Below are 14,245 nucleotides of genomic sequence, written 5' to 3'. Positions count from 1 at the left end.
TTACTCATCCTTTCTTTAACTTCTTCTGTAAGCGATACAATTCGTTCATCGCTTCTAAAGGTGTCATATCAAGTAAATCAATTTTTTTAATTTGCGCAAGTACTGCGCTTTCTTTTTGATCAAGCACAGGCTTGTCTTGTTTTTTTGAAGATTGGTCTCCTCCAAAGAAAGATAGTTGTGACTCTTCTTCAGTCTCTTCTTTCTTTTCTTGTATTTCTGCCGGTTCTTCTTTTACAACTACAGGTTCTGGAACAACTTCTTGTACCTTTACTTCTACACGCTTTGGAATAATAATTTCTTCCTGTCCTTCTAGTTGTGCTAACACTTCTTTCGCGCGGGCGATTAAGCTATCTGGAAGCTCTGCAAGTTGCGCAACGTGAATTCCGTAACTTTTATCAGCTGCTCCATCTTGAATTTTATGAAGGAATACTACTTTTCCATTCTCTTCAATTGCTGAAACGTGTACATTTTTCAGTTGATCTAAACTCTCTTCTAACACAGTCAATTCATGATAATGCGTAGAGAATAACGTTTTTGCACCAATTTGGTCATGAATATGTTCAATGATTGCTTGTGCAAGTGCCATACCATCATACGTAGATGTACCTCGTCCAATTTCATCGAATAAAATTAAACTTCTTTCTGATGCGTTTGCAATTGCATTTTTCGCTTCTAACATTTCGACCATAAATGTACTTTGACCTGATATTAAATCATCCGCTGCACCAATTCTCGTAAAGATTTGATCAAATACAGGTAATACTGCTTCTGTTGCTGGTACGAAACAACCGATTTGCGACATAACAGTTACAAGTGCTAATTGTCTCATATACGTACTTTTACCAGACATGTTCGGTCCTGTAATTAAAAAGACATCCATCTTCTCTGGCATAATACAATCATTCGGTACATACAATTTCCCGTTCAATACTTTTTCAACGACAGGATGACGACCATCTTTAATAAAGATTTCACGCTTCGTTGTTAGTACAGGTTTTACAAACTGTTCTTCTTCACTAACTGTCGCAAAACTTTGCAGTACGTCTAATTCACTAATTACTTTTGCTAAATGTTGTAATTTCGGAATAAATACTTTTACTTCTTCACGAAGCGCTGTAAATAAATCGTATTCTAGTTGTACAATTTTTTCTTCTGCTTCTAAAATTAACGTTTCTTTTTCTTTCAGTTCATCTGTAATGAAACGTTCAGCATTAGCAAGCGTTTGTTTTCGTTCGTAGCGGCCTTCTGGAAGTGCTGCAAGATTCGCCTTCGTCACTTCAATGTAGTAGCCGAAAATACGATTGTACCCGATTTTTAACGATTTAACTCCTGTAATATCACGCTCTCGTTTTTCAAGCTCAGCGATCCACGTTTTTCCGTTTTTACTAACGTAACGATATTGATCAAGCTTGTCATTATAACCGTCTTTAATAATATCTCCATCTTTAATAGAAAGCGGTGGGTTTTCTTGAATACTTCTTCCTAGTAATTCAGTTAAGCTCTCACATGGATCCGCCCCTTGAATTAACCTTGCTGCATAAGCATTATCTAACAAACTAATCGCTTCTAAAATAGCTGGCACTTGAAGTAAAGATCGTCTTAACTGTAATAAGTCCCTTGCATTAACATTACCAAATGCAACTTTTCCTGCTAAACGTTCTAAATCATATACTTCTTTTAATTTTTCTTTTAAATCTTCACGTAAGAAGTAATCATTTACAAATGTTTCAACCATTTCTAAACGCTCTTCAACTTTTTCTTTCTGAATAAGTGGACGTTCCATCCACTGTTTTAACATACGACCACCCATAGCTGTTTTTGTTTTATCCAATAGCCATAATAATGATCCTGTTTTTTCTTTCGTTCGAAGTGTTTCCGTCAGCTCTAAATTTCGCTTTGAATGCACATCAATTTTCATAAATTGATTCGTATAATAAATTTCTACAGGTTGTAAATGATCTAATGAACGTTTTTGCGTTCTTATCACATAGTTAAATAAGCGTCCAATTGCTTTAATTAACTTTGCTTGCGAAACATTTTTCACAAGATGTTCTAATCCTTCAGGAATTGCCGTTGCATCTTCATATGAAATTGTCATTTTTAACGTTTCAGTTAATTTATTTAATTCATCTTTAGAAAATGAAGAATCTACAACAATTTCTTTCGAACCAGTTGCATACACTTCCAATAAAATATCTTCTACTGAACCAGTCAATAACGTTACTGTATTTTGTCCAGTCGTTAAATCATTACAAGCTAAAGCATATGATCCATCTTCAAAATGTGTTAATGCGGCTAAGAAGTTGTTTTCTTTCTCATCAATTGTACGCCCTTCCATCATCGTTCCTGGCGTAATTAGTTGTACTACTTCACGGCGCACTACACCTTTAGCTGTTTTTGGATCTTCCACTTGCTCACAAACAGCAACTTTATATCCTTTTTCAACAAGTTGTTCAATATAGTTTTTAGCTGCATGATGGGGTACACCGCACATCGGTATACGATCACTACTGCCACCATCTCGGCTCGTTAATGTAATCTCAAGCTCATGAGCTGCTTTAACGGCATCTTCAAAGAACATTTCATAAAAATCGCCTAATCGGAAAAATAAAAAGGCATCTTGATAGTCTGCCTTAACCTTTAAATATTGCTGTATCATAGGGGTATATTGCGTCATACTTTTCCTCCATAATTCTTACATAGTAATCAATTTTCATATATGTCACATTTCACGGACATCCATATCTCCTATTTCAGGAGTCTATCTTCATTATAACATATTTCATAAAGAATCATGTTCATTCAGCGCCACTTATGTAAAGTAAAAAGCTAGGAAGAACTTCTCCCTAGCTTTCTATTACTCTTCTTCTGCATCAACGATAAAGTTCGGATCTAATTCTTCAAATTCATCATCAGCAATTTGGAAATCATCATCTGATTCTACGCAGCCTTCAGGATTTACACTTACACAAATTTTCGTTTCTCCAACTACTTCTGTTACAAATTCACGTTCTACAGTTACAACAATTTTATTACCGTTTGGTGATACAAGCGCTTCTAAACAATTTGGTGGCTGAATAACACGAGCAATAATTTCTAAATCGTCACCAGAAAAGTTTTTATCACGATAACCAATGCTGACTTCGTCCGTGTAGTTCACGCGTTCTGTTACAACTTCAGTCTTTGTATTTCCATCAAATGAATACCAAGTGTTCACATCATAGAAACCTTCAATTTCCACATGTTTCCCATTCTTTCTTGCTTCGTACGAGTGGTTAATTACCCAGCACCCTAAAATACTTGTTGGTTCATTATTCGATTCACATGTATGCGTTGACTTTGTATACTTACGTCCTTTTCCAACCACTGCTTTTGTAATAATCTCTCTAAATTCGGACATTCGTAACCCTCCTCAATCACTATTCACTTAATCATATGCGTGACAATAGCGGAATGTGTCATTCTTTTTTTGAGAAGAACTTACGTTTAATCAACTAAAAAAAAAGAGATGTCAATATGACATCTCTTTAACAACCACAATTTCCTTTTTTACTTTCTACCGCTGCGCCAGTTTCACCCTTAAGTACATCGCCACCAGTTGAAATTAATATTTCATCTGTTACGTTGTTAGAAATTGTACTAGCAACTAACTGTAATAAGTCATTTACGTATGTTTGTGAAGATTTAAATTCTTGTACGACTGGAATACTGTCTAACTTATCTTGCAATGCATCAATTTCAGCTTCTACCTTTTTTAAAGCTTCCCACTTCCCGTAATGCTGCAAGTTTACTGCTTGTTTTTGCAGTGCTTTAATTTCATCGATTGCGCGCTTTACATTTTCATTTTTATGAATTTGCGCCTCTGCTTTCTTAAAAAAATCAACTTCTTCTGTTTCAGAAATCATTTTTGCTAATTCTTTCGCTTGTTCAACAATGTCATCTTTCGAATATACTTTCATCTATTATTTCACCTCAATCGGCTCTTCAACTAATTCCCCGTTAAGAGACCAAGTTTTTGCTTCCGTTACTTTTACTTTCACAAGCTGACCAATTAAAGATTTTGAAGCGACGAAGTTTACAAGTTTATTCGTACGAGTATAACCTGCAAGTACTTCCGGATTATTTTTACTTTCCCCATCAACTAACACTTCTACAATTTGACCTTTATAACGACTATTCTTTTCAATTGCCAACGTATTTACTAGTGTATTTAAGCGTTGAAGACGTTCTTTCTTTACTTCCATCGGTACATTATCTTTCATTTTTGCAGCTGGTGTACCTTCGCGAGGAGAATAAATAAATGTAAAGGCAGTATCAAATCCTACTTCACGATATAACGACATCGTTTCTTCAAATTGCTCATCTGTTTCATTTGGGAAACCAACGATAATATCTGTTGTTAATACTGCATCTGGAATTGCTTCTTTAATTTTTCTTACAAGTTCTAAATAATGCTCACGTGAATATTTACGCGCCATAATTTTCAACATATCTGTACTTCCAGATTGAACTGGTAAATGGATATGTTCTACTAGGTTGCCACCTTTGCCAAGCACTTCAATTAAGTGATCATCGAAATCACGTGGATGGCTCGTTGTAAAACGAATACGGGCAATATCAACTTTACGAAGTTCGTCCATTAAATCGCCAAGACCGTATTCTATATCTTCAAAGTCTTTACCATATGCATTTACGTTTTGTCCAAGTAACGTAATTTCTTTATAACCATTTGCAGCTAAATGACGAATCTCTTGGATAATATCTTCTGGACGTCTACTTCGCTCTTTTCCGCGTGTATACGGTACAATACAATACGTACAGAACTTATCACAGCCATACATAATATTTACCCAAGCTTTAATATCACCACGACGTACTTTCGGAAGGTTTTCAATTACGTCGCCTTCCTTTGACCATACTTCAACTACCGTTTCCTTCGAGAACATCGCATCTTTTAGAATGTACGGTAATCTATGAATATTATGCGTTCCAAACACCATATCTACATGCTGATTTTTTTGCATAATTTTATTTACAACAGATTCTTCTTGAGACATACAACCACATACACCAATTAAAAGGTCCGGATTTCTTCGTTTGAGTGACTTTAAATGGCCTAGTTCACCAAACACTTTATTTTCAGCATTTTCACGAATCGCACAAGTATTTAATAAAACTACATCTGCATCCTCAGTTGAAAAAGTTGGTTCATATCCAAGTGTTGTGAAAATACCTGCCATTACTTCCGTATCATGCTCATTCATTTGACAACCATATGTACGAATATAGAACTTTCGGCCTGTACCAAAATTGCGAAACTCTTCAGGTAATCCAAAATCCCGTTCAATTTTAACTTCTTCTTTCCCGCGCTTTTTCGCATCCTTTAAGGAAGGTGGTTGATATACACTTTCAAAGTATTTACTATAATCTTTCTCTTCTTTTTTCGTAGAGGAATTTGCTTGTTGACTTGCTAATCGTTGTTGCTCGTTCATCGGTAATCTCCTTTCACCCTTAACTATACACACTCTATAGTCCATTTTAATGCGCTTAGACTCACCTCAAAAATGGTTAGATAGCTTGGAGATAACTTGTCCTTTGAAACTTGAGTAATCAATCTAATCATTCATAAGAATGAAGTCTTCCCCACGCAAATAGACATTCCCTTTTTATCATTTCTTGTTGTCCTACCCAAAAGCATATTGCTTTATCCCTATAAACATTACCATAGTATGACGTGTTTCGCCAATTTTAACAATTCAGAGGCCCTTTATTATCTTACATTTCATAAGCAATGAACTTGCCATTTTCATACAACGATTTACATATTATTTTACCATTCTGAATTTTCTAAGTAAATAAAACTACCCTATATTTTTTGCACATAAAAAGGTTGCCAAATCGGCAACCTCCTCTTCTTACATTACATAAATTCAGCAACAAGCTCATCAAACATTTTCTGATCCATATTTAAATCAGATTTCACTAAAGGCTCTTCACTATAGCCTTTAACAAGTTCTTGATATGATGGTTGCTTAGTATTTTGATAAATCAAACCTGTTACTAAACCGTTATTTTCCATTAACGTTTGCATAGCCATCATGCGATTAGATGGATCATATCCCTCTACTGTGCTTAGTTTCGTTAAGTTCTCTTTAAACCAATCGTAAGTATTTACTTTATTATAAGTAACACATGGACTGAATACGTTAATTAATGAAAATCCTTTATGGTTAATACCAGCTTCAATAATTTGTGTTAATTCTTTTAAATCACTCGAAAAGCTTTGCGCCACAAATGTCGCGCCAGCTGTTAAAGCCATTTCCATTACATTTAGTGATGGTTCAATTGAACCTTGTGGTGTGCTTTTCGTTTTAAATCCCGCTTCACTACGTGGTGAAGTTTGCCCTTTTGTTAACCCGTAAATTTGGTTATCCATTACGATGTACGTAATGTCGATATTACGACGAATAGAATGGATTGTATGTCCCATACCAATCGCAAATCCATCACCGTCACCACCTGAAGCGATAACTGTTAAATCACGATTTGCCATTTTCACACCTTGTGCAATTGGAAGGGCACGACCATGAATACTATGCACACCATATGAATTAATATAACCTGAAATACGGCCTGAACAGCCGATACCAGAAATAACAGCAAGTTCATCTGGATTTAAGCCAACGTTAGCTGCTGCACGTTGAATTGCAGCTTGCACTGAGAAGTCTCCGCAACCTGGGCACCAGTTTGGCTTTACACTGTTACGAAAGTCCTTAAATGTTGCCATTTAATACAACCCCTTTTTTGCATTCGTTGTAAATCTCTTTCGGCAAGAATGGGTTTCCATCATATTTTAAAAGACTAGAAATTTTCTCACCATTACCAAGATTCATTTTCATAATGTTAGCAAGCTGACCTGTTGCATTGTTTTCTACTACTACAACACGCTTCGCCTTTTTCACAAGTGGATCGATTTCAGCTGTTGGGAACGGGTGAATTAAACGCACATGAGCATGGTTTACTTTCATACCCTCTTGTTCTAAACGCGTCATTGCCTCTTCGATCGCACCACGAGTTGAGTTAAATCCAACAAGCAATACATCTGCTTCTTCATGCTTAACATTTTTATAAACAGGGGTATTAAACTTCAAGTTCTCCATTTTACGGAAACGTTTGTCCATTTGATCTTTACGGTTTATTGCTGATTCCGATGGCTTTCCAGTTTCATCATGTTCTACACCTGTAACATGGTGAACACCATTTTTCATACCAGGTAAAACACGCGGCGAAACGCCGTCTTCAGTTACTTCATAACGCTTGAAGTATGCTTTATTTTCACGTTCTGGTAATTCTGCTTCTAAATCAAGCTTACCACGACGGATTTCCACTTTATCTAATTTAAGTGGTTCTACTGTTTGTTTTCCTAACGAAAGCTGTAAATCTGTTAAGAAAATAACAGGAACTTGATATTCTTCAGATAAGTTAAATGCTTCTACAATGTCATAGAAAGCTTCTTCAACTGTACTTGGCGCCATTACGATTTTTGGAATTTCACCATGCGTACCGTAAATCATCGCCATTAAGTCAGACTGTTCTTGTTTCGTTGGTAATCCCGTACTTGGACCACCACGTTGTGTATCAACAATTACTAATGGGGTTTCTGTAATACCTGCTAAACCGATTGCTTCCATCATTAATGACAGACCAGGACCAGCAGATGCAGTTAATGTACGAACACCAGCATAGTTTGCGCCGATTGCCATTGTACAAGCTGCAATTTCATCCTCAGTTTGAATTACTGTTCCGCCGACTTTCGGTAATTTTTTAATTAAGTATTCCATAATTTCTGATGCAGGTGTGATTGGGTATGCTGACATAAAACGAGCACCACCAGCTACCGCACCAAATGCGATTGCATCGTTTCCAATCATAAACATGCGTTTTTTACCATCAGCTTTTTCAAGCTGCATCATGTTTACTTTCTCACCTAGTAATTCTTTCATATATTGAGAGCCGCGTTTAATTGCGTCCATATTCTTTTGAACGACTTGCTCTCCTTTACGACCAAAGATTTCTTCAACAACATCTAAATAAGCTGTTTCGTCTAATCCTAATACTGCACTTGATGCTCCAACAGCAACCATGTTTTTCATTAATGATGTGCCTAATTCTGAAGCAATATCTGTAAACGGTATCACATATAGATTTACATCTGTATTGTCGGGTATTGTTGGATTAAATTTCGCATCCGCAACTACAATTCCACCTGGACGTAGTTCGTGGAAGTTAAAATCAATTGTTTCTTGGTCAAAAGCAATTAAAATATCTAAATCATCTGAGATCGCGCGTACTTCTGTTGTACTTACACGAATTTTATTATTTGTATGGCCGCCTTTTATACGTGATGAGAAGTGGCGGTAACCGTATAGGTAATATCCTAATCGGTTTAATGCAATACAGAAGATTTCTCCTGTACTTTCAATTCCTTCACCTTGTTGGCCTCCAACTTTCCATGAAAGTTGACTAATCATCTCCTACACCCCTTTTGGCTGCATTCATTGTAGTGTATTTTTTTACAGTAATAGTTTAGCATTTTTTATGCAAATAAACTACAACGGACGCAAATTATGCCTCTTCTGATTTCCCTGAATCTTTAGTATAAAGCTATTTTGTTTTTCATTCTAGTATTAGGTCTTAAAAAAAGCAATAAAATCAAATGAATTAATTCTGAGTTTTCTGTATTTTTAAAACAAAAATCTTAAAAGCTTATATGTTCAACAAAATTTTCATATAAAAATCGCTCTACAGTAGATGCAGAATAGTGTTTACAAAGCTCATTCATTACATTTTCATAATCTCGATAAGCTGATACATTTACAACTGTTTCTAAAATCCCATCAAAATCTGAACCAAATCCTATATTGTACTCTCCACCTAATGAACAAATATATTCGATATGTCTTACTATATCTGTTATATTTGCTTCATTTTCATTCGTTAGAAACTGCGGTACAAAAGTGACACCGATCATGCCATTTTTCTTTATAAGAGCTTTAAGTTGTTCATCGTTTAAATTACGTGGGTGCTCGCAAAGTTTCATACAATTTGAGTGGGAAGCAATAGGATTTTTTGCAATCTCTATAACATCCCAAAAACTTCTTTCATTCAGATGAGACACATCAGTCCATACATGTAGCGCATTCAGTTCTTGTACAACCTGTTTACCAAAATTCGTTAAACCCGCCCGACGTGTCTCTAGCGCACCATCAGCTAAGAGATTGGCATAATTCCATGTTAGTCCAAAAGAACGTACTCCTAGGCGATACAACAACCGTAATTTCATTGCTTCTTTTCCAATTGCTTCGCATCCTTCTAGTGTTAATATCGCTCCAACCTCGTCCTGTTTTAACATGTTAATATCCTCTTTTGTCTGAATAAACTTTACACCCGATAGGGATAAAATTTCATTATAAAAAATATCTACCATTTGTAATGCTGCTTCAAATCGGTTTTCATATGCCACTGTTTCTGGTACATATATGGCAAAACATTGTATACTTCCTTTTCTTCTCTTTAACTGTTCAAATGTAATATGTAATTGTGAATCATCGTTAAAATTCCTTTTCCCTTGTGCACTCCATAACTGAAGAAGCACGTCACAATGAGCATCAAAAATTTTCATTTTCATTCCTCCATTATAAAAACAACCTGTTTGCATACTGCAAACAGGTTGTTTAAAACTTAACGAGGTTCTACAATTAATTTTATTGCTGTACGCTCTTCGCCATCAATCATAATATCTGTAAACGCTGGGATACAAATCAGGTCCAAACCACTAGGCGCTACAAATCCTCTTGCGATTGCTACTGCCTTTACCGCTTGGTTCAATGCACCTGCACCAATAGCTTGAATTTCTGCTGTTCCGCGTTCGCGAATAACACCTGCAAGTGCACCAGCTACAGAATTAGGGACCGACGTTGCTTTAACTTTTAATATTTCCATTCCGCGTTTCCTCCTCGTTTCTTTAAAAAGTATTAGCAATTATTTCACTTTAACTTATATTCACGAGGAATGGCGCGTATTCCTGCTAAATTTTCGTAATTTTTCTAAAAAATTAAAATATAATAACTTATCTAAAATTTAACGGAAATTTACTCAAAAAATGGTTGATCGTCATTAATTAAAATGCGCTCAATTTTCTTTGCTTTTCCTGTATTTGGATCCACATCAATTAACACTGCACTTAATTGCGTTCTGCCATTTGTTACTTCAAATCGTACTGGTAAGTTTGTTAAAAACTTCTTCAATACTGCTTCTCTGTCCATACCTAATATTCCGTCATATGGCCCTGTCATCCCAACATCTGTAATGTATGCTGTTCCGCTTGGTAAAATACGGTTATCTGCTGTAGGGACATGCGTATGCGTACCTACTACTGCTGTAGCACGCCCATCTACATACCAACCTAGCGCTTGTTTTTCACTTGTAGTCTCCGCATGGAAATCAACAAAGATAATATTCGTACGTTTTTTCGCAATATTAATTAATTCATCCACTTTACGGAATGGACAATCAATCGGAGGAAGGAAAGTACGTCCTTGTAAGTTAATAACTGCAACTTCTGTTCCATTACAGTTCACAAAGATAAGTCCTTTTCCTGGAGTTCCTTCTGGGAAGTTAGCTGGTCTTGCAAGATATTTTGCATCATCGATGAATTCAAATACTTCACGATTATCCCAAGCGTGGTTTCCAAGTGTAACTGCTTGCGCCCCACATTCTAAAAAGTTTCGATATATTTTTTCTGTAATCCCACGGCCACCTGCTGCGTTTTCTCCATTAATGATTGTTACTGTAGGTGTATATTTTTTCTTTAATGCCGGTACGTATTGTTGAATCATACCTCTACCAGGAGATCCTACTACATCCCCAACAAATAATATTCTCATATGTCTTACCCTTTCTATGTACTGCATTTTTTATTGCTATAGCATTAAGGAAATTCCTTATAATATGTTTATTATAAGTTTGTTTCACTTTTACGCTATATAACTAACTGTCTTTATTTTATCCAATTCCAACACAAAAAAATAAAGTGGTGTTTCACCACTTTATTTTGCGTATTCCACTGCACGTGTTTCACGAATAACAGTTACTTTAATATGTCCTGGGTAATCCAGTTCATTTTCAATACGTTTTCGGATATCACGAGCTAAACGATGAGCTTCTAAATCATCAATTGTATCTGGTTTTACCAAAATACGAACTTCACGTCCTGCTTGAATTGCAAATGATTTTTCAACGCCTTCATAAGACTCTGAAATCTCTTCTAACTTTTCAAGACGACGAATGTAGTTTTCAAGCGTTTCACTACGAGCTCCCGGTCTTGCAGCTGATAAAGCATCTGCTGCTGCAACTAAAACTGCAATGATAGAAGTTGGTTCTGTGTCACCATGGTGAGATGCGATACTGTTTATAACTACAGGATGCTCTTTATATTTCGTTGCGAGTTCAACACCAATTTCAACGTGGCTACCTTCTACTTCATGGTCAATCGCTTTTCCGATATCATGTAATAGACCAGCACGTCTTGCTAGTTTTTCATCCTCGCCAAGCTCTGCTGCCATAAGTCCAGTTAAATATGCAACTTCCATAGAGTGTTTTAAGACGTTTTGTCCATAACTTGTACGGTATTTTAAACGACCTAAAATTTTAATTAAATCTGGGTGTAATCCATGAACACCCACTTCAAACGTTGTTTGCTCTCCGACTTCACGAATATACTCGTCCACTTCACGTCTTGATTTTTCGACCATCTCTTCAATACGCGCTGGGTGAATACGTCCGTCCTGTACTAGTTTATCAAGAGCGATACGAGCTGTTTCACGACGAATTGGATCGAATCCAGAAAGGATTACCGCCTCTGGTGTATCATCGATAATTAAGTCAATACCCGTTAACGTTTCTAACGTACGAATATTACGACCTTCACGCCCGATAATACGTCCCTTCATTTCGTCATTTGGAAGATTTACAACCGAAACGGTTGTTTCAGCAACATGATCAGCTGCACATCTTTGCATTGCAAGAGATAAAATCTCTTTTGCTTTCTTATCCGCTTCTTCTTTCGCGCGAACTTCACTTTCTTTTACCATAACAGCGATTTCATGAGAAACTTCATTTTCTACTTTACCAAGAATAATTGCTTTCGCTTGTTCGCGTGTCAGATTGGAAATGCGCTCTAATTCTGTTTGTTGCTTTTGAACTAACTCTCCCACTTTGCTTTCCAACTCTTCAATCTGTTGTTGTCTCGCTACAAGAGAATCCTCTTTCTTCTCTAACTGCTGCTCGCGTTTATCGAGCGTTTCGTCTTTACGATCAAGGTTCTCTTCTTTTTGCATTAAACGATTTTCTTGTTTTTGTAATTCGCTTCTACGGTCACGAATTTCTAATTCAGCTTCTGTACGAAGTGTATGAATTTCATCCTTTGCTTCTAAAAGCGCTTCTTTCTTAAGTGCTTCAGCCTCACGATTCGCTTCGTCTAGAATACGTTTCGCTTCATTAGCCGCACCATTAATCTTCGCTTCAGCAATAGACTTTCGAACAAAAAAGCCAACAACTGCACCGACTGTTGTTGCAAGCAAAATGGAGATGAGTATCCAAACTGTACTACTCATGATTTCACCTCCCCTTGCTATGAATGAAAAAAGACTGTCGGCATGTACATTAAATTACAACATACAGCAAAGACCGTCGTCCCGCTTTTTTAAGGGACTTTCTTCATTTCACAATTAAAATGTCATATTATTATTTCGGTAAGTTTTAAACCTTACTCCGAATATTACTTCTCTTCTTGAGAAGAGTATATCGTATATAAGAAAAAATATACATTCTCATTGTATCTATCGTAATTTTCATTGTCAAGCGTTGTCTACTTTTACTTTCTTTACCTTCAGTCCTGAATGTTATCTGAATTTGAAAAATTGATAGCATATTATCCTGGAAAACCTTAGTAAATACCATTTTATTCCCTTAAAACGCATGAATATTCCTCTTTACACATCCCATTTGAGTCAAAAAAATATTTTAACCACTACGATAGATACCCCTTTAATAGAAGGTAAAAAATAAAAGACACGGGACCCGTGTCTTTTATTTTTTAATCTTGAAGAGTTGAATCTTCCGTGTCTTCCACACCAGAATCTTCACCAATTCCGTGATGATCACGAACAAAGAAGGCAATTTCCTCTCTTAAGTCCGTATTCTCTTTTAAGAATTGCTTCGAATTTTCACGACCTTGTCCTAAACGTTCTTCATTATAAGAATACCAAGCACCGCTCTTTTGAACGATATCAAGCTCAGAAGCCATATCCAAGATTTCACCTTCTCTTGAAATACCTTCTCCGTACATAATATCAACTTCAGCAACACGGAATGGTGGCGCTACTTTATTTTTCACTACTTTTACTTTTGTTTTATTACCAACGATGTCGTTACCTTGCTTTAATTGCTCCGCACGACGCACTTCAAGACGGACAGTTGAATAGAATTTCAACGCACGACCACCTGGAGTTGTTTCTGGGTTTCCGAACATAACCCCAACTTTTTCACGAATTTGGTTAATAAAGATTGCAATTGTTTTTGATTTGTTGATTGCTCCTGAAAGCTTACGAAGTGCTTGTGACATTAAACGTGCTTGTAAACCTACGTGTGAGTCACCCATGTCTCCTTCAATCTCTGCTTTCGGTACAAGAGCTGCTACAGAGTCAATTACGATAATGTCAACCGCACCACTTCGTACAAGTGCTTCTGCGATTTCTAATCCTTGCTCCCCTGTATCAGGCTGTGATAATAGTAATTCATCTATGTTAACGCCTAATTTTTGTGCATATACAGGATCCATTGCGTGCTCCGCATCGATGAATGCTGCTTGTCCACCTTGACGTTGTACTTCTGCAATTGCATGTAATGAAACTGTCGTTTTACCTGAACTTTCAGGTCCGTAAATTTCGATAATACGGCCACGTGGGTATCCGCCTACCCCTAGCGCCACATCAAGTGCTAAAGAACCACTTGAAATTGTAGAAATTCTACGTTCCGCTTGTTCTCCTAATTTCATAATTGAACCTTTACCGAATTGCTTCTCTATTTGTTTTAACGCCATATCTAATGCCGCTTGACGATCACTCATTCAAAATTCCTCCTTAACTGAATTGCTAATCTTATTATACCTATTTTCAATTCAATT

11 protein-coding genes are annotated in these 14,245 nt (G+C 36.5%); all 11 read right to left on the bottom strand.

Annotated features, from left to right (window positions below):
- Window positions 1-4: 4 nt before the first annotated feature.
- The 11 genes from mutS to recA all read right to left on the bottom strand — a co-directional run bounded on the left by mutS (window position 5) and on the right by recA (window position 14,188).
- Window positions 5-2,677 carry a DNA mismatch repair protein MutS gene (mutS, locus tag H6481_RS03345; protein ID WP_000195993.1) on the bottom strand — a complete coding sequence of 891 codons (2,673 nt, stop codon included), beginning with the start codon at window positions 2,675-2,677 and terminating at the stop codon, window positions 5-7.
- A 180-nt stretch (window positions 2,678-2,857) separates the two neighbouring features.
- Window positions 2,858-3,400, bottom strand: a complete 543-nt coding sequence (gene cotE, locus H6481_RS03340; protein WP_001288799.1) for an outer spore coat protein CotE — start codon at window positions 3,398-3,400, stop codon at window positions 2,858-2,860.
- A gap of 127 nt (window positions 3,401-3,527) precedes the next feature.
- Window positions 3,528-3,959 (bottom strand): RicAFT regulatory complex protein RicA family protein, encoded by a 432-nt coding sequence (locus H6481_RS03335; protein ID WP_000870460.1) that lies wholly within the window; start codon window positions 3,957-3,959, stop codon window positions 3,528-3,530.
- A gap of 3 nt (window positions 3,960-3,962) precedes the next feature.
- Window positions 3,963-5,492 (bottom strand): tRNA (N6-isopentenyl adenosine(37)-C2)-methylthiotransferase MiaB, encoded by a 1,530-nt coding sequence (gene miaB / locus H6481_RS03330; protein ID WP_001005391.1) that lies wholly within the window; start codon window positions 5,490-5,492, stop codon window positions 3,963-3,965.
- Between the two features lie 428 nt (window positions 5,493-5,920).
- Entirely contained in the window at window positions 5,921-6,787 is an 867-nt protein-coding gene (locus H6481_RS03325; RefSeq protein WP_000190155.1) for a 2-oxoacid:ferredoxin oxidoreductase subunit beta, read from the bottom strand.
- A complete protein-coding gene (locus H6481_RS03320; RefSeq protein WP_000625417.1) occupies window positions 6,774-8,531 on the bottom strand; it encodes a 2-oxoacid:acceptor oxidoreductase subunit alpha in 1,758 nt (585 codons plus the stop codon). The genes H6481_RS03325 and H6481_RS03320 overlap by 14 nt, the downstream gene beginning before the upstream one ends.
- 227 nt (window positions 8,532-8,758) lie before the next feature.
- Window positions 8,759-9,682 (bottom strand): dipeptidase, encoded by a 924-nt coding sequence (locus tag H6481_RS03315; protein ID WP_000688049.1) that lies wholly within the window; start codon window positions 9,680-9,682, stop codon window positions 8,759-8,761.
- 59 nt (window positions 9,683-9,741) lie between these two features.
- Window positions 9,742-10,002: a stage V sporulation protein SpoVS gene (gene spoVS / locus H6481_RS03310; protein WP_000404341.1), complete on the bottom strand. Its 261-nt coding sequence runs from the start codon at window positions 10,000-10,002 to the stop codon at window positions 9,742-9,744.
- Between the two features lie 149 nt (window positions 10,003-10,151).
- The gene (locus H6481_RS03305; RefSeq protein ID WP_001221095.1) at window positions 10,152-10,946 is read right to left on the bottom strand and encodes a TIGR00282 family metallophosphoesterase; all 795 of its coding nucleotides are present in this window, start codon (window positions 10,944-10,946) and stop codon (window positions 10,152-10,154) included.
- 162 nt (window positions 10,947-11,108) lie between these two features.
- Window positions 11,109-12,674, bottom strand: a complete 1,566-nt coding sequence (gene rny / locus H6481_RS03300) for a ribonuclease Y (RefSeq protein WP_000099769.1) — start codon at window positions 12,672-12,674, stop codon at window positions 11,109-11,111.
- Between the two features lie 482 nt (window positions 12,675-13,156).
- The gene (gene recA / locus H6481_RS03295) at window positions 13,157-14,188 is read right to left on the bottom strand and encodes a recombinase RecA (protein WP_001283854.1); all 1,032 of its coding nucleotides are present in this window, start codon (window positions 14,186-14,188) and stop codon (window positions 13,157-13,159) included.
- Window positions 14,189-14,245: the final 57 nt, after the last annotated feature.

It is taken from the genome of Bacillus sp. ME78 (assembly GCF_903970865.1).
Classification (GTDB): Bacteria; Bacillota; Bacilli; order Bacillales; family Bacillaceae_G; genus Bacillus_A; species Bacillus_A cereus.
Note: the sequence above shows the minus strand (reverse complement) of the source record. Positions and strands in the feature narration are given on the sequence as shown.

Excerpts from the sequence above, each read along its gene's own strand:
- H6481_RS03335 (WP_000870460.1), bottom strand. The coding sequence starts at position 3,959 with ATGAAAGTATATTCGAAAGATGACATTGTTGAACAAGCGAAAGAATTA.
- H6481_RS03305 (WP_001221095.1), bottom strand. The coding sequence starts at position 10,946 with ATGAGAATATTATTTGTTGGGGATGTAGTAGGATCTCCTGGTAGAGGT.
- H6481_RS03325 (WP_000190155.1), bottom strand. The coding sequence starts at position 6,787 with ATGGCAACATTTAAGGACTTTCGTAACAGTGTAAAGCCAAACTGGTGC.
- rny (WP_000099769.1), bottom strand. The coding sequence starts at position 12,674 with ATGAGTAGTACAGTTTGGATACTCATCTCCATTTTGCTTGCAACAACA.
- H6481_RS03320 (WP_000625417.1), bottom strand. The coding sequence starts at position 8,531 with ATGATTAGTCAACTTTCATGGAAAGTTGGAGGCCAACAAGGTGAAGGA.
- spoVS (WP_000404341.1), bottom strand. The coding sequence starts at position 10,002 with ATGGAAATATTAAAAGTTAAAGCAACGTCGGTCCCTAATTCTGTAGCT.
- cotE (WP_001288799.1), bottom strand. The coding sequence starts at position 3,400 with ATGTCCGAATTTAGAGAGATTATTACAAAAGCAGTGGTTGGAAAAGGA.
- mutS (WP_000195993.1), bottom strand. The coding sequence starts at position 2,677 with ATGACGCAATATACCCCTATGATACAGCAATATTTAAAGGTTAAGGCA.
- recA (WP_001283854.1), bottom strand. The coding sequence starts at position 14,188 with ATGAGTGATCGTCAAGCGGCATTAGATATGGCGTTAAAACAAATAGAG.
- miaB (WP_001005391.1), bottom strand. The coding sequence starts at position 5,492 with ATGAACGAGCAACAACGATTAGCAAGTCAACAAGCAAATTCCTCTACG.
- H6481_RS03315 (WP_000688049.1), bottom strand. The coding sequence starts at position 9,682 with ATGAAAATTTTTGATGCTCATTGTGACGTGCTTCTTCAGTTATGGAGT.